Below are 18,546 nucleotides of genomic sequence, written 5' to 3' on the forward strand. Positions count from 1 at the left end.
AGTGTTTAAAATTATTCTGAATTGGACTTGTCGGTTACTAGAGCAAACTGAATGTAAAAGAGCAGCGCAACGTAAGACTAAATTCAGATCGAGTCGGCGCATGCTACCGAAAACTGTGATTAAGTTCAAGAATGAAGCAGATGTTAACCGATATATGTACGAAATAAGTTATTGGTTAAGGATGCGTTATTTCGCTGAATGGCGATTTCTAAGAAAGAAAATTTAGAAAAAGAAAAGGCTGCTATTGCTAGCAGCCTTTGGTCTGTTGTTTGAGGTTTAGAAGCTTGGCTTCGTCATACCTGCACCTGCTTGGTTCTTCGCTACTTGGCTACCAGCACCGATGGCTTGGTAACGTTCAGTACGGAACGGAGCGGCATTAACAGCAATCTCGCGTAGCGCTTGAGGGCCAGGAGCTTTAGCCATTGGTGAACTCGCATGAGCTTTAACCGTTACAGCTTTTTCTGCTGCTTTAGTTTCCACTTTAACGGATTCAACAACGTCTGCCACCACAAGCTCTTCGACTAGCGCAGTTTCAGCAAGAGTGGCTTCTTCTGTGATAGGCGCTTCAACAGCAATTTCAGTAATCGTTTCTTCAACAACAACTTCTTCAACAACTGGAACTTCAACTGGCGCAGTTTCAACAACTGCTTCTGCCGTTGGTGCAACCGGTGCTTCAACTGCCGCTTCAACAACAGCTTCAGCTGCGATAGTTTCTACAACTGTCTCTGTGATAGCGGCTGGAGAAGTCACCTTCTCTTCGCGCTGGATAATCACTTTACCCATTGCCATTTCAGGACAAGCGAAACCACCTAGTGTTTCTGCTGTTGATGTTTCTACAACGTGCTCAACAGGTTTTTGCTGTGCATGTTGAGAGCGTGGCGCTGGTTTTGCTAAATCGAAACGAGGCATCACTTTACCCATAGCCATCTCAGGAGAAGCTACACCACCTTTACGTAGGCGGAATGGGTTAGGACGACGGTCACGTCCACGACGGCGACGTTGACCACTTGCACGAAGGTGACGAGGTGAACGACGGTTACGACGTTGCTTACCGTTGTCAGCATCGTTATCGTTGTTATCAGCTTTTACTGTTTCAACAGCAGGCTCTACAGCAATTGGAGTTTCTGCAGTGGCATCGATGATCAGTTCAACAATCTCTTCTGAGTTTGCTTTTTGATCTTTTACGCGCACATTTTTTGCCAGTTTACGACGTTGACGACGCTCTTTCACTTTCGCCGTTTTTTCTTCAACGCGAGGTTCTACAGCATCAACTTGTGCTTCAGCAGCAAGTTTTAGACCTTCTTCAGCAACTTTGCTTGGCTTAACATCTTCACGCTTGTTACGGCGATCTTGTCTCGGCTTGCGGTTTTGTTGTTTAGGTTCAGCTTGTTGTGCTTTTTGCTCAACGTTCGCTTCTTCGCGGTTCGGCTTGTTACGCTTATCATCACGGTTGCGACGGTTGCGATCGTTACGTTCATTGCGATCACCGCGCTCGTTACGTTCGCCACGTTCGTTGCGATCACCACGGTTGTTGCGGTCATTGCGATCGTTGCGGTTGTTACGATTATTGCGACGATTGTTACGATTGTTACGATTGTTACGATTAGGACGCTCGTTTTCTTTCGGCTCTTCTTTTTTCTCTTCTTCTTTGGTTGAACCAAATAGGAAGCTACCAAGGGCTTTCACAAAACGACTAATCAAACCCGGTTGCGCTTCTGCTTCTGGTGCCTTTTTAGTTGGCGCAGCAGCAGGTTTTACTGGTGCCGCTACTGCAGCAGGTGCTGGTGCAGATTGCGTAGGCGCAGCAAAACCACGTAGAGCAGGTTCTTCAATTTTCTTCGGTTTGATTTCTGTTACAGGTAATTCCTTACCTTCTGCTTCTTTGATTGCATCGAGTTTCTTCGGTAGCAAGTAAGAAAGCAAATCAAACTCTTCGCCTTCACGAACACGAACCACTTCAAAATGAGGGGTTTCCATGTCTGAGTTAGGCACAACCAAGATTTTAACGTCTTGATTTTTCTCAATGTGGTTTACTGAACGACGTTTTTCGTTCAATAGGTAAGACGCGATAGGCACAGGAACAACCGCTAATACTTGTGCGGTATTGTCTTTTAGTGCTTCTTCTTCGATCAAACGCAGTACCGATAGAGCTAGTGATTCGTTATCACGAATAACACCAGTACCCGTACAGCGTGGACAGATGTGATGGCTTGCTTCAGCAAGAGACGGGCTCAAACGTTGACGAGACATCTCAAGTAGACCAAAGCGAGAAATACGACCAATCTGCACACGAGCACGATCCATACGAACCGCGTCACGTAGACGGTTTTCAACTTCACGCTGGTGACGAACAGGCGTCATATCGATAAAGTCGATAACCACTAGACCACCAAGGTCACGTAGACGTAGCTGACGAGCAATTTCGTCTGCTGCTTCTAAGTTGGTGTTTAGTGCAGTTTCTTCGATATCGCCGCCTTTAGTTGCACGAGCTGAGTTGATATCGATAGAGGTTAGTGCTTCTGTTGGGTCGATAACGATCGAGCCGCCTGAAGGCAAACGAACTTCGCGTTGGAACGCAGATTCAATTTGGCTTTCGATTTGGTAGTGACTAAATAGTGGTACTTCACCATCGTATTTCTTCACGCGGTTAACGAAATCAGGACGAACTAGACGAATGTGCTCAAGAGCGCGATCGTACATAGTGTTGCTGTCAATTAGGATTTCGCCAATATCACGACGCAAGTAGTCACGAATCGCGCGAACGATAACGTTACTTTCTTGGTGAATTAGGAACGGTGCTGGGTTGCTATCAGACGCTTGTTTGATTGCGCTCCAGTGGTTAAGGAGAACGTTTAGATCCCACTCCAGCTCTTCTGCACTTTTACCTACACCAGCGGTGCGCACGATTAGGCCCATACCTTGCGGTAGTTCCAATGTGCTCAATGCTGCTTTAAGTTGAGTGCGCTCGTCACCTTCGATACGGCGAGAAATACCACCGGCACGAGGGTTGTTAGGCATAAGAACTAAATAACTACCCGCTAGAGAGATAAAAGTGGTTAACGCTGCACCTTTGTTGCCGCGTTCTTCTTTCTCAACTTGTACGATTACTTCTTGTCCTTCCGTTAGCACTTCTTTAATGCTTGGACGGCCTTGGTAGGTATAACCTTGAGGGAAGTATTCGCGAGCAATTTCTTTAAGAGGGAGGAAGCCGTGTCGTTCTGCACCATAGTCAACAAAAGCCGCTTCAAGGCTTGGTTCTATGCGAGTGATACGTCCTTTGTAGATGTTTGCTTTTTTAGATTCGTGGCCTGGGCTTTCGATATCAAGATCGAATAAGCGCTGACCGTCCACTAAAGCAACACGCAACTCTTCTTTTTGAGTTGCGTTGATTAGCATTCTTTTCATTTAAAAATCTCGTTGTCATTTTTTATTGTGCTTGTTGCTTTGCGTCTCTTTCACGGTGCCAGATCCCATGGTTTATTCGGTGCAGCCTCCCGGCTGGAGGGATGCTCTGGGGCACTCCAGTTCTCACATGCAGTTAACTTGTGAGCCGCGATGTCGGCGGAATATACTCAACATGAAAGGAGATGAGTAGAGCAACAAGAAACCAACGGTGGAAAGGTCTTACGCCGTGTGCTGCGCTCTCTATTCGTTAGCATTCTACTCATTATTTTTGCGTCTAAATGATTTGATTTGTACATAATTAAATCAGATCACTCTTTGCAGGTGTGAACTATAGCAGTACCCAGTAAAGTCAGCAATCGGCTTTATTGTAAAACGGCCAAGAATAGCCGTTTATGTTTGATAATATCGTGTTGAAACATGTTTTTTATTTAGTTAAAGGCTTTTTAACAACTGAATGATGCGAATTTTGCCGCTGACGGGATACAAATTGAGTCATCTCAGTCTTTGAAGCGAAGAAAATGTGAATTTGCGCTGAGTTGAGTGGTAGAATAGTGCTATGAGCGAAATTAGAACCCAAGTCCAGTTTGTCGATATCGATCAAGATATGGCAGGCCAGCGCATTGATAACTTTCTGCGCAATCAATTAAAAAGCATCCCGAAAAGCATGGTTTATCGTATCGTGCGTAAAGGGGAAGTTCGTGTTAACAAGAAACGCGTAAAAGCGGAATACAAATTACAAGCTGGAGACGTGGTGCGGATTCCACCGGTGACGGTAGAAGAGAAAGCGCCGGAAGTAGCACCAAGTACCAAGCTTAATAAAGTGGCTGAGTTAGAAGATATGATCATCTATGAAGATGAGCATATGCTGATCCTAAACAAGCCGTCAGGTACCGCCGTTCATGGTGGCAGTGGTCTAAAGTTTGGCGCGATTGAAGCGTTGCGCGCGTTGCGCCCGCAAGCTCGATTCTTAGAACTTGTCCACCGCATTGACCGTGATACTTCTGGTATTTTGTTGGTGGCGAAGAAGCGCTCTGCACTGCGCCATTTGCAAGCTCAGTTTCGTGAAAAAACGGTACAGAAATATTACTTCGCTTTGGTGATGGGTGAGTGGAAAGCGAGCTGTAAAGTGGTGAACGCGCCACTGCTGAAAAATGAAGTAAACAGCATCGTACGCGTGAACCCAAACGGCAAGCCGTCAGAAACGCGTTTCAAAGTGTTGGAAAGATTCCCTGATGCGACCTTGATTCAAGCCAGTCCTATCACGGGCAGAACCCATCAGATTCGTGTGCACGTGCAATACGCAGGTCATCCGATTGGTTGGGATGATCGCTATGGCGATCGCCGCTTTGATGCCTACACGGCAAAAGTGGGTCTAGATCGTCTTTTCTTACATGCGGCCAATATTAAGTTCCAACACCCATCAAATGATGAGTGGATGGAAATCAATGCGCCAATGTGTAAAAAACTCGAAGGCGTATTGGCTGGATTAAGAAAGCTTACGAAGAATTGAGATTTGAGGCGGTAGCGTCGACAAAATAGAGTTGAGATTTTTGAATCGAGATTCGATAGATTGGGAGCGGACAGCTCCCTTTTTTATTTTATTGCTGAGATTCCCTACACGGCTGAAAGCCCGTAGTCTCGCTTCTCGCTTCTCGCTTCTCGCTTCTCGCTTCTCGCTTCTCGCTTCTCGCTTCTCGCTTCTCGCTTCTCGCTTCTCGCTTCTCAAAGCTCAAAGCTCAAAGCACAGCAAACCCTTGCGCTTCTAACATATCAATTAGGTCAATCAAGGGGAGGCCAACCAGTGTATTGGGGTCTTTGCCTTCCAAACGTTCAAACAGTGCGATACCCAATCCTTCGCTTTTAAAGCTACCGGCGCAAAAGAAGGGCTGCTCTTTATCGATATAGCTTTCGATTTGCGCGGTGGTGAGTGAGCGAAAGTGGACGATAAAGGTATCTAGCTTGAGGCTCGTTTCGTTCGTATGGGTATTGTGTAGCGCCAGTCCGGTGTAAAAAGTGATACTTTTGCCGCTTTGACGTTGTAGTTGTTCGATGGCTCGTTCACGGGTATGTGGTTTACCGATGATTTCGCCGTCAATCACACAGACTTGGTCGCTACCGATGACCAATGACGCTGTTTCAGAGTGGGTAACGTCGGTAGGGCACGATTGTGCTTTACCTTGGGCTAAACGCAAAACTAGCGCACTTGGCGACTCGTCTTTCAGCGGCGTCTCATCAAAAGAGGGATGGACTGTTTTGAACGGAATTGCTAGTTTTTTGAGCAGTTGTTGCCTAAAAGGTGAGGTTGAAGCTAAAACTAGTTGGTAATTTGGCATTTTTATTTACAATCAAAATAGGCTTTGATTGAAGCATAATAGATATTATGGCGCTTATGATAGCGCTCTTGGTGGAAAGGAAAAAAAGTACAACTTTTTACCCTTTTTCTTTGACTCTAAACAATTTGGAAGATAGAATTTGCGCCCTATGCAAAAGGTAAAAATACCGCGAACAGTTGATCCTGCAAGAACTGCTCAAAAGCGATTGGATATAGATGGTATCATTCAAACCAGTCTCCTAAAGCGTTTAAGCACAACAACTGAAGGCGTAAAACGCGACGCGCAAGTCTCATTGTCATTTGGGCTTGATGAACAGCGACTCGTCGTTATCTCTGGTAAAGCTAACGTCGAAGTTGATTTAGAGTGTCAACGTTGTAATAAGGTTTTCGCACATCAGTGTGAAGTCCAATTCACTTATACTCCTGTTTACAGCGAGAAGAGTGAAGAAGAAGCACCGGAAGAGTACGATTTGGTAGATCTAAACGAGTACGGTGAAGTAGATCTTATTCAACTAGTTGAAGACGAGTTCATCCTTGGATTGCCTCTAGTAGCAATGCATGACGAAGCGGATTGTAGCGTTAACTCAAATAACATGGTGTTTGGTGAACTTCCTGAAGAAATTGAGGAAGAAAAGAAACCGAATCCATTTGATATCTTAAAAAGCTTAAAGCGCTAACTTATTAATAAGTAAGTATCTTTAGGAATTTACATAGGAGTAGGGTCAATGGCCGTACAAAAGAGCAAGAAATCACGTTCAATGCGTGGCATGCGTCGTTCACACGATGCGCTTACTACAGCTGCACTTTCTGTAGACGCAACTTCAGGTGAAACTCACCTACGTCACAACGTGACTGCCGAAGGTTTCTACCGCGGCAAAAAGGTTATCAACAAGTAAGGTTGACCTTTGCATAATATAACCGTTGCGCTTGATGCAATGGGCGGTGACTTCGGTCCCCGTGTTACAGTGCCTGCCGCCGTGCAGGCACTGTCGTATTTCCCAGAGCTAAAAGTGATCCTACTAGGTGATCGGACTTCGATCACATCTCAATTATCTAATCTTGGTTATCAGCCAGATGCTCGGCTGAGCATTAAACACTGTGACCGAGTGATCTCCAATTCAGAAAAACCTTCTCTAGCATTACGCAATGGCCAAGACAGTTCTATGGGTCGAGCGATCGATCTCGTTTCCGTCGGACAGGCTGATGCTTGCGTAAGCGCAGGTAATACTGGCGCATTGATGGCGTTGTCTCGATTTCGCTTAAAGTTATTGCCTGGTATAGATCGTCCAGCATTGGTTTCTGCACTCCCTACCGTTTCGGGGAATCGAACGTGGATGTTGGATCTTGGCGCGAATGTGTCAAGTGATGCGGATTCGCTGTTCCAATTTGCCATTATGGGCAGTGCACTCGCTGAACAATACTTACAACGCCCACCTCGGGTTGCGATTCTCAATATCGGCGCTGAAGAAATAAAAGGTAATGATCTTGTCAAGCGCTGTGCTGAAATGCTGTCGCAAACCCAGTCGGTCAATTTTGTCGGCTATATTGAAGGTAATCAGTTACTGCACGATGCGGCTGATGTGGTTGTCTGCGATGGTTTTGTTGGCAATGTTTGCCTAAAAGCGTGTGAAGGAACAGCACAACTTTTTATTGATAGATTGAAATCGTATATGATGGCGTCATCAATAAAGGGCTGGATTGCAAGAAAATTGTTTTCTGGGTTATTTAATGAACTAAAAACATTGAACCCCGACCAGTATAACGGCGCAAGTTTGCTAGGATTGCGCGGCATTGTAATAAAAAGCCACGGAAGTGCTGATGTAGAGGCGGTCATTAACGCAATTGGCGAAGCCCTGCATGAGGTCAAACGACAGGTACCAAGCCGTATTAGCGATCGTTTGGAAGCGGTTTTACTCGAGAGGCACTATTAGTCTTCATGTATAGCAAAATATTAGGTACTGGCAGCTACCTGCCATCTCAGGTGCGTACCAACGCAGACTTAGAGAAAATGGTAGACACATCAGATGAGTGGATTGTCGCTCGTACTGGTATTAAAGAACGCCGCATCGCTGCTGAAGATGAGACTGTTGCCGACATGGCTTACCATGCCGCGCTAAATGCGATCGAAATGGCCGCTATCGACAAAAACGATATCGACATGATTATCGTCGCGACCACTAGCGGTAGCCACGCTTTTCCTTCCTCAGCATGCCAAGTTCAAGGTATGTTGGGTATTAAAGGTTGTCCAGCATTTGATTTGGCGGCAGCGTGTTCAGGTTTTGTTTACGCTTTATCTATCGCCGATCAACACATTAAAACGGGTATGTGTAAAAACATACTGGTGATTGGTGCTGATGCACTATCAAAAACTTGTGACCCGACGGATCGTTCTACCATCATTTTGTTTGGTGATGCAGCGGGTGCGGTGGTTGTTGGTGCAAGTGAAGAGCCGGGCATTTTATCAACGCATATTAATGCCGACGGGGCGTTTGGCGATCTACTGAGCCTACCGTTGCCGTCACGCGACGAAAACAACATGGATAAATGGCTGCACATGGCAGGCAATGAAGTGTTTAAAGTTGCAGTGACTCAGCTCTCTAAGCTAGTAAAAGATACGCTAGAAGCAAATGGCATGCACAAATCTGAACTGGATTGGTTAGTGCCACACCAAGCGAACTACCGCATCATTTCAGCGACGGCTAAAAAGCTATCGATGTCACTTGATCAAGTGGTACTAACACTTGATAAGCATGGTAATACATCCGCGGCGACAGTACCGACTGCGCTAGATGAAGCTGTGCGTGATGGCCGTATTAAGCGTGGTCAAACGTTACTACTAGAAGCGTTTGGCGGTGGTTTTACCTGGGGCTCTGCGCTAGTTAAATTCTAAGCCAACAAAATTCAAATTAAGGTGCACATTGGTGCATCTTTTCTTTCTTACTTTGTTTTAAGGAAAAGAACATGAGCAAGTTTGCTATCGTATTTCCAGGTCAAGGTTCACAAGCATTAGGTATGCTTGCAGAGCTTGGCGCACAATATGACGTAGTTAAACAAACTTTTGCCGAAGCTTCTGAAGCACTAGGTTACGATCTTTGGGCGTTGGTTCAAGATGGTCCTGTAGAAGATTTAAATCAAACTTTCCGTACTCAACCAGCTCTATTGGCATCGTCAGTAGCGATTTGGCGTGTATGGCAAGAGCTTGGCCTAGAGCAGCCTGCAAACCTTGCAGGTCATAGCCTAGGCGAGTATTCAGCGCTGGTTTGTGCTGGTGTTATCGACTTTAAACAAGCGATCAAATTGGTTGAGCTACGCGGTCAACTAATGCAAGAAGCGGTACCTGCGGGTACTGGCGCTATGTACGCGATCATCGGTCTTGATGACGCGGCGATTGCTAAAGCGTGCGAAGAAGCAGCGCAAGGTGAAGTGGTTTCTCCTGTAAACTTCAACTCGCCAGGTCAGGTGGTTATTGCTGGCAGCAAAGATGCGGTAGAACGTGCAGGCGTACTATGTAAAGAAGCAGGCGCAAAACGCGCATTGCCTCTGCCTGTTTCAGTGCCATCTCACTGTGCACTAATGCAGCCTGCAGCAGATAAGCTTGCTATCGCATTAGAAGCGATCGAATTTAATACCCCTCAGCTACCGGTGATCAACAACGTTGACGTTATCGCGGAAGTAGAACCTGAAAAAATCAAGCTTGCGCTTGTTCGTCAGCTATACAGCCCAGTACGCTGGACTGAGTGCGTTCAACTTATGAGCGAGCAAGGTGTAGAGAAGCTTCTAGAAGTTGGTCCAGGTAAAGTATTGACTGGTCTAACTAAACGTATTGTTAAGACGCTAGATGCGGCAGCTGTAAACGACATTGCGTCGCTTGAAGCGGCTAAATAAACGCAGCTAAGTAATCGAAAGGAACGAAGATAATGATGAATCTAGAAGGCAAGATTGCCCTAGTGACAGGCGCAAGCCGTGGTATCGGTCGTGCTATCGCTGAGCTTCTTGTTGAGCGCGGTGCAACCGTTATTGGTACTGCAACATCTGAAAGCGGCGCAGCAGCAATCAGCGAATACCTGGGTAACAATGGTAAAGGCCTTGCGCTAAACGTAACGGATGTTGAGTCTATCGAAGCGACACTAAAAACCATCAATGATGAGTTTGGTGTGATCGATATCCTAGTCAACAACGCGGGTATCACTCGTGATAACCTGTTGATGCGTATGAAAGACGATGAGTGGAACGATATCATCGATACTAACTTGACGCCTATTTTCCGCATGTCTAAAGCAGTATTGCGTGGCATGATGAAAAAACGTGCTGGTCGTATCATCAACGTAGGTTCAGTGGTTGGTACCATGGGTAACGCTGGTCAAACTAACTACGCTGCAGCAAAAGCGGGTGTGATTGGTTTTACTAAGTCTATGGCTCGTGAAGTAGCGTCTCGAGGCGTAACTGTGAACACGGTAGCGCCTGGTTTCATCGAAACTGACATGACGAAAGCATTGAATGATGACCAACGTGCAGTAACGCTTGCTAACGTGCCTGCAGGTCGTCTAGGAGATCCTCGTGAAATTGCGTCGGCTGTTGCATTTTTAGCATCGCCAGAAGCGGCGTACATCACAGGTGAAACTTTGCATGTTAATGGCGGCATGTATATGGTTTAATAGCCAAGTTCGAAAAGCCTTCACTGATACTTAGATTAATCTCTTCGTATCAGTAAAGTGTGAAACTTGCTATTGAATTGCACAACAATTGTGCATGACTTAAGTCAAAGTTGTATTGAATTTCGGTTAAAATCGCTAAAATTGTGGTTTGACCAGCAAGGTCCCCCTTGCAACTTTCAATAGTTCTAATAAACTACGGAATCATCGCATTAGGCGAAATCTGTAAAGGAAAAGAAAAATGAGCAACATCGAAGAACGCGTAAAGAAAATCATTGTTGAACAGCTAGGTGTGGACGAAGCAGAAGTTAAAAACGAAGCTTCATTTGTTGACGATCTAGGTGCTGATTCTCTAGACACTGTTGAACTAGTAATGGCTCTAGAAGAAGAATTCGACACTGAGATTCCAGACGACGAAGCTGAGAAGATCACTACTGTTCAAGCTGCAATCGACTACGTGAACAGCGCTCAGTAATATCTCCCCCAGGCGGCCTTCCGGCCGCCTGAGTTCTTTTTTAACCCTTCTATCTCTCTCATAGAATCATTTCATTTTCCGGAGAATAAAATCGTGTCCAAGCGTCGTGTTGTTGTCACTGGCATGGGTATGTTGTCACCGGTAGGCAACACTGTAGAATCATCATGGAAAGCCCTGCTCGAAGGTCAAAGCGGTATCGTTAATATCGATCACTTTGACGCTACTAATTTCTCTACTCGCTTTGCTGGCCTAGTTAAAGACTTTAACTGCGAAGAGTACATGTCTAAGAAAGATGCACGTAAAATGGATTTGTTTATCCAATACGGTATCGCGGCTGGTATTCAAGCCCTAGACGACTCTGGCTTACAAATTAATGAACAAAACGCTCCCCGTGTAGGTGTAGCGATTGGTTCTGGTATTGGCGGTCTTGATCTAATTGAAAAAGGTCATGATGCACTGATCGAAAAAGGTCCACGTAAAGTTAGCCCATTCTTTGTACCATCGACCATCGTAAACATGGTTGCGGGTAACCTATCTATCATGCGTGGCTTGCGTGGTCCTAACATTGCTATTTCGACAGCATGTACAACTGGCCTGCATAACATTGGCCATGCAGCACGAATGATCGCTTATGGCGACGCTGATGCAATGGTAGCTGGTGGCTCTGAGAAAGCGTCTACGCCTCTTGGTATGGCTGGTTTTGGTGCCGCTAAAGCGCTATCTACTCGCAATGATGAGCCACAAAAGGCTTCACGTCCTTGGGATAAAGACCGTGATGGTTTTGTTCTTGGTGACGGTGCGGGCATGATGGTGCTTGAAGAGTACGAACACGCGAAAGCGCGTGGTGCTAAGATCTACGCTGAGCTTGTTGGCTTTGGTATGTCTGGTGATGCTTACCACATGACTTCTCCAACACCTGATGGTTCAGGCGGCGCGCTTGCGATGGAAGCGGCAATGCGTGATGCGGGTATTGTTGGTACTCAAGTGGGTTATGTAAACGCACATGGTACATCAACACCAGCAGGCGACGTGGCTGAAATCAAGGGCGTAAAACGTGCTCTTGGTGAAGAAGGCTCGAAGCAAGTAAAAGTATCATCAACCAAATCAATGACAGGTCACCTATTGGGTGCTGCAGGTTCAGTTGAAGCGATCATTACTGTACTGTCTCTTGTTGACCAAATCGTACCACCAACGATCAACCTCGATAACCAAGAAGAAGGTTTAGATATCGATCTTGTTCCACATGTCGCTCAAAAAGTAGATATGGAATATGCGATCTGTAACTCTTTCGGTTTCGGCGGTACTAACGGTTCGTTGGTCTTCAAAAAGATTTAATCGTACTTACTCGAAATAGCAGGGCTCGCAGCGTTGTTGATGGTGAGTCCAATTATCTTGGGTAAAGTTTGAAGATATGATAAAACGGCTTAATGCTTTTGGCATTAGGCCGTTTTTTATTTTAGGGACTGATTGTGTTTTGGCTAAACGGACAACCGACAGATTCAATTTCTCTTCTTGATCGTTCTTTTCAATATGGTGATGGCGGTTTTACCACCATACTCACCGAGCATGGCAAGTTATGCCATTGGCCTTATCATAAACAGCGTATGCAAGCTTGCTTGCGGGTGCTTGCAATCGTTGAACCTGACTGGTTTCAAGTTGAACAATGGCTCACTGCGGCTGCAAACATGGCCCCATTAGCCGGTCTTAAGCTGCATATTAGTCGTGGTGAAGGTGGGCGTGGTTATAGCCCTACTCAAGTGAGTGCTCCTAATGTTACTATTAGCGACTTTGCCTATCCCACGCATTATCAGCAATGGCAACAGCAGGGGATAGCTTTGGGTATCAGTCAAATAAAACTGGGTCTTAATCCATTGCTCGCGGGACATAAGCATAATAATCGGCTTGAACAAATCCTTGTCAAAGCTGACTTGGAGCAAGCAGGTTTTGCTGATGGTTTGGTCTTGAACATCAATGATCACGTGATTGAAACTGGTATGGCAAATCTTTTTTGGCGCAAAGGTGAGGTGCTCTATACGCCTCAACTTGATATGTCCGGCGTTGCTGGCGTCGCGCGAAGGAGAGTTATCGAGTGGGCGAAAGACGATGATATTGTTGTTGAAATCGGCCAGTTTGATGTAAGCCATTTATTAGAAGCCGATGAAGTGTTTATCACCAACTCTTTGTTAGGCACTGCGCCGATTCGGGCGATTGAAAGTCAAACATTCCCAATCGGAATGCTGACAAGACGTATTCAGGAGAAGTTATTCCCGTGATTAAGAAGATCACTTTTTTGCTTATTTTACTGGCGGCAATGGCCGCAGGCGCTTTTTTCTACGTGACTAAGCAAGTCGAGCAATTTGTTAGCCAGCCGCTGCAGTTGTCACAAGAGCAAATCTTTACCGTAAAGCCGGGGTCTAGCTTCGCGCGAGTGCTTAATCAATTGATTTCCGAAAAGTTGATTGAATCGAATGATGTCATGCCTTTAGTCCGTCGTTTCCACCCTGAACTGACGCAAATCAAAGCTGGTACATACTTGATCGCCCCGCAGATGAATCTAACGCAGGCATTAACCTTATTTAAAACTGGTAAAGAGCATCAATTTTCGCTGACATTTGTCGAAGGCTCACGTTTTAGTGAGTGGCGCACTATTTTAGAGAATGCGCCCTATCTTGAGCACAAGACCAGCGATATGTCTGAAGCTGAGATCGCGAAGCAACTTGGTATTGAACACGATAAGTTGGAAGGTTTATTTCTCGCAGAAACATTCAATTATACCTACGGCACATCAGACTTAGATATTCTTGAGCGATCATCTGCAAAACTTAAGTCAGTATTGGATAAAGCGTGGCAAGAGCGCCAAGAAAAGCTGCCGCTTAAAACGCCATATGAAGCGCTTATTTTAGCTTCTATCATCGAAAAAGAAACGGCGGTTGAATCTGAGCGCGAGCGAGTTTCCGCGGTGTTTGTTAACCGTCTTAACAAACGGATGCGCCTGCAAACTGATCCTACGGTGATTTACGGTATGGGTGATAAGTACGATGGTAATATCCGTAAGAAAGATCTACGTACTCCAACACCATACAATACTTACACCATTTCAGGTTTGCCCCCGACACCGATCGCCATGGCTGGTGAAGCGTCAATTTTGGCGGCATTGAATCCTGAAGACAGTAAATACTACTACTTTGTCGCGAGCGGCAAGGGTGGACATGTATTTTCCAAAACGTTGGCCGAACACAACCGAGCGGTTCGCGCTTACTTAAAACAATTAAGAAGTAATAAATAACTCATGAGCCAAGCTAAATTTATCGTTATTGAGGGCCTTGAAGGGGCAGGAAAAAGTACCGCCATCCAAGCGGTTCTCAACACACTGCAATCAGCGGGAATTGAATCAATTCAAAATACTCGCGAACCCGGTGGTACTCAATTAGCAGAGAAACTGCGTGAGTTGGTTAAACAAGAGCATGAAGGTGAAGTTTTACAGGATATGACCGAGTTGTTGTTGATGTATGCGGCGCGCGTTCAACTGGTTGAAAATGTCATTAAGCCAGCTCTTGGATCAGGCACGTGGGTTGTCGGTGATCGCCATGATATGTCCTCTCAGGCGTACCAAGGAGGCGGTCGTCAGATCCCTCGTCAAACTATGCAAGCACTGCGCGAAACAACATTAGGTCAGTTTAAGCCTGATTTAACTTTGTATCTTGATCTTGATCCGCGTATCGGGCTAGAACGAGCTCGCGGTCGTGGTGAGCTTGATCGTATCGAGAAGATGGACATGAGCTTTTTTGACCGCACTCGTGAGCGCTATTTGGAGCTTGCGCAAGGCGATGATAGCGTGAAAGTTATTAACGCTGAGCAGCAAATAGAACAGGTGGCGGCTGATATTGAGCTGGCGTTAAAACAATGGTTGGAAACTCTGTAATGACAACGCTTTACCCTTGGCTGGCTCCTCTTTGGCAACAATGGCAGAACCATTTGGAGGCGGATCGCTTTCCAAACGCTGCCTTGTTGATTGCGAAGCCGGGGTTTGGCGAAGAACAACTCGTCACACAGTTTAGTCGAGCGGTGATGTGCAGTAATTATGCTGCACAGCCTTGTGGTTTTTGCCATAGCTGTCAATTAATGGCTTCAAGTAACCACCCTGATTTTCATTTAGTGGTGCCAGAAAAAGAAGGCAAGGCGATCACGGTTGAACAAATTCGTCACTGCAATCGTATTGCTCAAGAGTCATCGCAGCAGGGTGGTTATCGGTTGATTGTGATTCAGCCAGCCGATTCAATGAATGAATCAGCGGCGAATGCTCTATTGAAAACCCTTGAAACACCGGCGAAAAATTGTCTTTTTTTGTTGGTGGCTACATCGGTTAGCCAGTTACTGCCGACGATTACAAGTCGTTGTCAGCAATGGCACGTTGGTGAACCCGATGCACAGGCGCTAACAGATTGGTTAGCATCGCAAGTCAATGGGGAAGTGCCGAGTTATGCCGCTCATCTTAATGGTCATTCACCACTAAAAACGCTGCACTTTATTGAGCAAAAAGAGCAAGCTCGCTATCTCTCTATCGAGAAGCAACTCTTGGCTGTGATTGGTCAGCAGGGTGACATTATTAAGTTATCTAAAGAACTTGCTTCAGAGGCAGAACAGTCTCTGCACTGGCTATGGTATTTGCTTACTGATGCACAAAAAGTCCATTTTGGTTTGACGGCTTCTAACGGCATTCCAGGTGCAAGCGACTTAGCACAACAAGCGAATTACTCACTGCTCTATAATCAAGCAGAAGCGCTACGCGAATTGATAGAACAGCTAAAAGCGCATTCAGGTCTCAACCGAGAACTGTTAATTCTTGATTGGCTGATTAAATTTAACGGGGAAGTATGTTTGTAGATTCTCACTGCCATCTTGATAAACTGGATTATCAAGATTTACACCAAGGGATTGGCGACGTCGTGGCAAAAGCAAAAGCGGCGAATGTCACGGAGTTGTTGTCGGTCGGCGTGACCCTTGATGCCTTTCCAAATATGATGGAAATGATTGCGCCTTTTGATAACGTTTATGCGTCATGTGGCGTTCATCCTTTGGATGTTGAAAGTGATTTTTCATTTGAGTTGATGCATCAATACGCTTCTCACTCGAAAGTGGTCGCGATCGGTGAGACCGGGCTTGATTATCATTACCAGCCGGAAACCAAAGCGCTGCAGCAGCAACGTTTTGAGCAGCAAGTTGCGTTAGCGGTAGAGCTTAACAAGCCTCTGATCATTCATACTCGTAATGCACGCGAAGATACTCTGGATATTTTACGTCAGGGCGGAGCAGAAAAATGTGGTGGTGTGATCCACTGTTTTACTGAAGACTTAGCGTTTGCTCAAGCGGCTATGGAGCTTGGATTTTATATTTCTATTTCGGGCATTGTGACGTTCAGACAAGCGACAGAGCTCAAGGAAGTGGTTAAGGCATTACCTTTAGAGCGCTTATTGATTGAAACGGATTCTCCTTACCTAGCTCCTGTACCTCATCGTGGAAAACAGAACCAACCCGCTTATGTGGTTGAGGTCGCAGCATACATTGCTCAGTTACGTGGTGTCTCACTGAGTGAGATTGGGCAGAAAACCAGCGATAATTTTAGAAATCTTTTTTTGAGATAGAAATAATTCATTGTTTAAAAAAGGAGCGAAAGCTCCTTTTTTTGTGCTTAAAATCACAGCTAAACGTTTTCTTTAAACATGTTTACCAAAAATGTTGAATTTATTGGTCGCTTCACCATGAATTGTAAATTCGTTACAAAAAATAACAATCGGGTGTATTTTATTTACCCAGTAAAATTAATGTTTGTTTCCTTAAATGCAATGTAATTCAAATGCTTACACGAGTGTAATCCATTCCATTCTAGGAAAATGCGTGTGATCTATCTATTACTTTGAAATTAAATTACCCAAGCGCCTAGAAAGTGCGGCGTGTATCAAGATATATTTAGAGCCAGAAAATATAACGTAACAACTGGTTACATTTTCTATGGGTGCTAACATTTAGGCTACGGGGGTGTGCCGTTAGAGCCCAGATAACTCTAATAATTCTTTCAGGAGCATATACATGTTTAAGAACCTTTTTGCTAACCTGCAAAAAGTAGGTAAGTCACTGATGCTACCAGTATCAGTGTTACCTGTTGCAGGTATCCTACTTGGTGTTGGCGCAGCCGATCTTAGTTTTATCCCAGATATCGTTTCAAACCTAATGGAACAAGCTGGTGGCTCAGTCTTCGGTCAAATGGCATTGCTATTTGCGGTTGGTGTAGCGCTTGGCTTTACAAATAACGACGGTGTTGCAGGTCTTGCGGCAATCGTAGGTTACGGCATCATGACAGCGACACTAGGTGTTATGGCTGGCGTGATGGGCGTTGAAAAAATCGATACAGGTGTACTAGGTGGTATCCTTGTAGGTGGTGTGGCTGCTTGGGCATTCAACCGCTTCTTCAAGATTCAACTTCCAGAATACCTTGGCTTCTTCGCTGGTAAGCGTGCTGTGCCAATCATCACTGGTTTCACTGCTATCGGTCTTGCTGTTGTTCTTTCTATCGTATGGCCACCAGTTGGTAGTGCAATCTCTGCATTCTCTGATTGGGCTGCGCACCAAAACCCACAATTGGCGTTTGGTATCTACGGTGTAATCGAACGTACGCTTATCCCATTTGGTCTTCACCACGTATGGAACGTACCATTCTTCTTCGAAGCAGGTACTTGTGTGAACTCTGCGGGCGAAACTCAAAATGGTGTTCTTACATGTTACCTAGTTGCTGATGAAGCGACTCGTGCTGCGGGCAATGGCTTCGGTCAACTTGCGGGCGGTTACATGTTCAAGATGTTCGGCCTACCAGCTGCAGCAATCGCGATTGCTCATTGTGCTAAGCCTGAAAACCGCGCGAAAGTAATGGGTATCATGGCATCAGCAGCTTTGACTTCATTCTTGACTGGTATTACAGAGCCTATCGAATTCTCATTCCTATTCGTCGCTCCAATCCTATACGCAATCCACGCTCTACTAGCGGGTTCTGCATACGTATTGGCTAACACACTAGGTTTTGTACACGGTACTTCATTCTCTCACGGTTTGATCGACTTCCTAGTACTATCTGGTCACGCTCAAAAAATGGGTCTGATGGTTGCTTGTGGCCTAGGTTACGCTGCGCTTTACTACATCGTATTCCGTACAGTAATCACAGCGCTTGACCTGAAAACTCCAGGTCGTGAAGATGAATCAGAAGAAGCGGTAGCAGTAACTGGTTCAGAAATGGCTGGTGAGCTTGTTGCAGCGTTCGGTGGTAAAGAGAACATCACTGGTCTAGATGCTTGTATCACTCGTCTACGTGTTGCAGTTGGCGACACTGCAGCGGTTGACCAAGACAAACTGAAACAGCTAGGTGCAGCCGGTGTGGTTGTGGTAGCGGGCGGTGTTCAGGCTATCTTTGGTACTAAATCAGATAACCTAAAAACCGATATGGATGAGTGGATTCGTAACCACTAATCGATTTCAATACCTTCCCCTATAGGTATTAATTTAAAGGAGGCTACGGCCTCCTTTTTTACATTTGTGCGTTGGCGACTTGTTGTCGTTGAGATTGCTATTATGTGTTATTCCGAGTTGACTTCGTAAGAGTAACTAAATCACCCTAATGATCGCTTTCCCGCTTT

General features: G+C 45.5%; 17 protein-coding genes. 15 read left to right on the top strand and 2 right to left on the bottom strand.

Annotation, left to right across the window (positions count from 1 at the left end; translation table 11 throughout):
• Positions 1-276: 276 nt before the first annotated feature.
• On the bottom strand, positions 277-3,405 hold the full coding sequence (rne, locus tag RH85_RS17650) for a ribonuclease E (protein WP_006714074.1): 3,129 nt from the start codon (positions 3,403-3,405) through the stop codon (positions 277-279).
• A 556-nt stretch (positions 3,406-3,961) separates the two neighbouring features.
• Here rne and rluC point away from each other — a divergent pair.
• Positions 3,962-4,915 (top strand): 23S rRNA pseudouridine(955/2504/2580) synthase RluC, encoded by a 954-nt coding sequence (rluC, locus tag RH85_RS17655; RefSeq protein WP_005595951.1) that lies wholly within the window; start codon positions 3,962-3,964, stop codon positions 4,913-4,915.
• A gap of 226 nt (positions 4,916-5,141) precedes the next feature.
• Here the strand turns inward: rluC and RH85_RS17660 are convergent, their stop codons facing one another.
• On the bottom strand, positions 5,142-5,738 hold the full coding sequence (locus RH85_RS17660; RefSeq protein ID WP_006714075.1) for a Maf family protein: 597 nt from the start codon (positions 5,736-5,738) through the stop codon (positions 5,142-5,144).
• Positions 5,739-5,886: 148 nt separating this feature from the next.
• On the opposite strand from RH85_RS17660, the gene yceD reads away from it, so the two are divergent.
• The 14 genes from yceD to ptsG all read left to right on the top strand — a co-directional run bounded on the left by yceD (position 5,887) and on the right by ptsG (position 18,379).
• On the top strand, positions 5,887-6,414 hold the full coding sequence (gene yceD, locus RH85_RS17665) for a 23S rRNA accumulation protein YceD (RefSeq protein ID WP_006714076.1): 528 nt from the start codon (positions 5,887-5,889) through the stop codon (positions 6,412-6,414).
• Between the two features lie 48 nt (positions 6,415-6,462).
• Entirely contained in the window at positions 6,463-6,633 is a 171-nt protein-coding gene (gene rpmF, locus RH85_RS17670; protein ID WP_004737376.1) for a 50S ribosomal protein L32, read from the top strand.
• Between the two features lie 9 nt (positions 6,634-6,642).
• Positions 6,643-7,668, top strand: a complete 1,026-nt coding sequence (plsX, locus tag RH85_RS17675) for a phosphate acyltransferase PlsX (protein ID WP_006714077.1) — start codon at positions 6,643-6,645, stop codon at positions 7,666-7,668.
• Positions 7,669-7,673: 5 nt separating this feature from the next.
• Complete coding sequence (locus tag RH85_RS17680) at positions 7,674-8,627, top strand: beta-ketoacyl-ACP synthase III (RefSeq protein WP_006714078.1); 954 nt, start codon at positions 7,674-7,676, stop codon at positions 8,625-8,627.
• Positions 8,628-8,698: 71 nt separating this feature from the next.
• Positions 8,699-9,622 (top strand): ACP S-malonyltransferase, encoded by a 924-nt coding sequence (gene fabD / locus RH85_RS17685; RefSeq protein ID WP_006714079.1) that lies wholly within the window; start codon positions 8,699-8,701, stop codon positions 9,620-9,622.
• Between the two features lie 35 nt (positions 9,623-9,657).
• On the top strand, positions 9,658-10,392 hold the full coding sequence (gene fabG, locus RH85_RS17690) for a 3-oxoacyl-ACP reductase FabG (RefSeq protein ID WP_039949286.1): 735 nt from the start codon (positions 9,658-9,660) through the stop codon (positions 10,390-10,392).
• Positions 10,393-10,630: 238 nt separating this feature from the next.
• Entirely contained in the window at positions 10,631-10,864 is a 234-nt protein-coding gene (gene acpP, locus RH85_RS17695) for an acyl carrier protein (RefSeq protein WP_005595964.1), read from the top strand.
• A 93-nt stretch (positions 10,865-10,957) separates the two neighbouring features.
• Positions 10,958-12,199: a beta-ketoacyl-ACP synthase II gene (gene fabF / locus RH85_RS17700; RefSeq protein WP_006714081.1), complete on the top strand. Its 1,242-nt coding sequence runs from the start codon at positions 10,958-10,960 to the stop codon at positions 12,197-12,199.
• 134 nt (positions 12,200-12,333) lie between these two features.
• A complete protein-coding gene (gene pabC, locus RH85_RS17705) occupies positions 12,334-13,137 on the top strand; it encodes an aminodeoxychorismate lyase (RefSeq protein WP_006714082.1) in 804 nt (267 codons plus the stop codon).
• On the top strand, positions 13,134-14,150 hold the full coding sequence (gene mltG, locus RH85_RS17710) for an endolytic transglycosylase MltG (RefSeq protein WP_006714083.1): 1,017 nt from the start codon (positions 13,134-13,136) through the stop codon (positions 14,148-14,150). Before pabC ends, mltG begins: the two co-directional genes overlap by 4 nt.
• A 3-nt stretch (positions 14,151-14,153) precedes the next feature.
• Positions 14,154-14,786, top strand: a complete 633-nt coding sequence (tmk, locus tag RH85_RS17715; RefSeq protein WP_006714084.1) for a dTMP kinase — start codon at positions 14,154-14,156, stop codon at positions 14,784-14,786.
• Complete coding sequence (gene holB, locus RH85_RS17720) at positions 14,786-15,748, top strand: DNA polymerase III subunit delta' (RefSeq protein WP_006714085.1); 963 nt, start codon at positions 14,786-14,788, stop codon at positions 15,746-15,748. Before tmk ends, holB begins: the two co-directional genes overlap by 1 nt.
• Positions 15,739-16,506, top strand: coding sequence for a TatD family hydrolase (locus RH85_RS17725; RefSeq protein ID WP_006714086.1), 768 nt, complete (start codon positions 15,739-15,741; stop codon positions 16,504-16,506). The genes holB and RH85_RS17725 overlap by 10 nt, the downstream gene beginning before the upstream one ends.
• 445 nt (positions 16,507-16,951) lie before the next feature.
• The gene (gene ptsG, locus RH85_RS17730) at positions 16,952-18,379 is read left to right on the top strand and encodes a PTS glucose transporter subunit IIBC (RefSeq protein WP_006714087.1); all 1,428 of its coding nucleotides are present in this window, start codon (positions 16,952-16,954) and stop codon (positions 18,377-18,379) included.
• Positions 18,380-18,546 lie beyond the last annotated feature (167 nt).

The sequence above is a fragment of the Vibrio ichthyoenteri ATCC 700023 genome (assembly GCF_000222605.1).
Lineage (GTDB): Bacteria > Pseudomonadota > Gammaproteobacteria > Enterobacterales > Vibrionaceae > Vibrio > Vibrio ichthyoenteri.

Coding starts and splice junctions, on each gene's coding strand:
- rne (WP_006714074.1), bottom strand. CDS start 3,405: ATGAAAAGAATGCTAATCAACGCAACTCAAAAAGAAGAGTTGCGTGTT.
- rluC (WP_005595951.1), top strand. CDS start 3,962: ATGAGCGAAATTAGAACCCAAGTCCAGTTTGTCGATATCGATCAAGAT.
- RH85_RS17660 (WP_006714075.1), bottom strand. CDS start 5,738: ATGCCAAATTACCAACTAGTTTTAGCTTCAACCTCACCTTTTAGGCAA.
- yceD (WP_006714076.1), top strand. CDS start 5,887: ATGCAAAAGGTAAAAATACCGCGAACAGTTGATCCTGCAAGAACTGCT.
- rpmF (WP_004737376.1), top strand. CDS start 6,463: ATGGCCGTACAAAAGAGCAAGAAATCACGTTCAATGCGTGGCATGCGT.
- RH85_RS17680 (WP_006714078.1), top strand. CDS start 7,674: ATGTATAGCAAAATATTAGGTACTGGCAGCTACCTGCCATCTCAGGTG.
- fabD (WP_006714079.1), top strand. CDS start 8,699: ATGAGCAAGTTTGCTATCGTATTTCCAGGTCAAGGTTCACAAGCATTA.
- fabG (WP_039949286.1), top strand. CDS start 9,658: ATGAATCTAGAAGGCAAGATTGCCCTAGTGACAGGCGCAAGCCGTGGT.
- acpP (WP_005595964.1), top strand. CDS start 10,631: ATGAGCAACATCGAAGAACGCGTAAAGAAAATCATTGTTGAACAGCTA.
- tmk (WP_006714084.1), top strand. CDS start 14,154: ATGAGCCAAGCTAAATTTATCGTTATTGAGGGCCTTGAAGGGGCAGGA.
- holB (WP_006714085.1), top strand. CDS start 14,786: ATGACAACGCTTTACCCTTGGCTGGCTCCTCTTTGGCAACAATGGCAG.
- RH85_RS17725 (WP_006714086.1), top strand. CDS start 15,739: ATGTTTGTAGATTCTCACTGCCATCTTGATAAACTGGATTATCAAGAT.
- ptsG (WP_006714087.1), top strand. CDS start 16,952: ATGTTTAAGAACCTTTTTGCTAACCTGCAAAAAGTAGGTAAGTCACTG.